Annotated in this window: 1 protein-coding gene; it reads left to right on the forward strand. The window is 25.2% G+C overall.

Going from position 1 to position 1,510, the window contains the following annotated elements; all coding sequences use genetic code 4:
- On the forward strand, positions 1-1,216 hold a 1,216-nt coding region (locus ACXX89_RS03985), incomplete at its 5' end, for a restriction endonuclease subunit S (RefSeq protein WP_458557737.1).
- Between the last annotated feature and the right edge of the window lie 294 nt (positions 1,217-1,510).

Below are 1,510 nucleotides of genomic sequence, written 5' to 3' on the forward strand. Positions count from 1 at the left end.
TTCAAACATTCCAAGTATAAGATTCAAAGAATTTACTCACGCTTGAGAACAGGACTTATTTGGTTCAATATTGAAAAAAGTAGATGAAAGAGGCTATGAATATCTTCCACAATTAACTGCATCTATAAATTATGGAATGATTTTAAAAGAAAATAATACAAAAGTAAAATCTTTAGCAAATTTTAAAAGAGTTACAGAAAACGATTTTGTTTTACACCTTTCTTCTTATAATTGCGGTTTAGCTTTTTCAGAATTAGAAGGACTAACATCCCCTGCATACAGTGTTTTACGGTTTACAAGTAGTTCTAAATACAACCCTTTCTTTTGAAAATATGTATTTAAAAGCAATAAATTTATTAACTCATTAATCCCTTTAACTTATGGACTTAGAGTAGGAAAAAGCATAAATTTTCAAGAATTAGAGAAAAACTTACTAACCGTTCCTTCAAAGGAAGAACAAACAAAAATAGCAAAATTACTTTTATCTTTAGATTCAGTCTTTTCACTTCACAAGCGTAAGTGCATTTTATTGAAAAACATTAGAAAATCGCTATTTTACAAGATGTTTCCATCTCAAAATTCTGTAATTTTCCCTTTAAAATTTGAAAAAGCAACTCACACTTGAGAACAGGACGTTATTCAAAATTTGTTTAATATTACTCGAGGTTATGTCCTTTCAACTAAAAAAATATCTGAATCCAAAACCGGTATAAAGAAATTTCCTGTATATTCATCTCAAACCTTAAACAATGGTTTATTGGGGTATTATGATAAGTTTCTATATAAAGACGCAATAACATGAACAACAGATGGTGCAAATGCAGGAACAGTTAATTTCCGTGAAGGAAAATTCTATTGTACCAATGTTTGTGGTGTTTTATTAGAAAAAACATACAAACCGAATTTATTCCTTGCAAATGCTTTAGCGAGAGAATCTTTCAAATTTGTTATGAAAGCTGGAAATCCAAAATTAATGAACAATATTGTTGCTGAAATTAAAATAAACATAACAAAACAAATAAATGAACAAGAAAAAATTTCAAAACTTTTTACTTCCATTGACTCTCTCCTTTCACTTCACAAGCGTAAAAGACTATTGATTAAAAAGGTAAAATGATTTTGTAAAAATAGTGTAAAAATGCTTATAAATCTAAATATTTCTAAAAAATTAAATATAGTTTTAATAAATGTATCTATATTTTTGATAAAAAGATAGAATAAATATGAAAAATATAATAATCTTAATTGTTTTATTGATATTAATATTATTAATAAATAAAACAGAATAAAATTTGTAAATTTAAAATAAAAATCCCTTTTTCTAAGGGACTAATGTTATTTAAGATATAGTACATTTTAATAAAATAAGAAAAATAAATTTATTCTTTTTTAAGTTTTTGTATTAAACAAACATTTTTTCTAAGAGTTTTGCTTTTATATTTTCTAATGCTGTTAACTTACGCTTGTGAAGTGAAAGGACTAAATCAATCGAACTAAATAAATTGGCTAT

It is taken from the genome of Mycoplasma sp. 1012, from assembly GCF_054343455.1.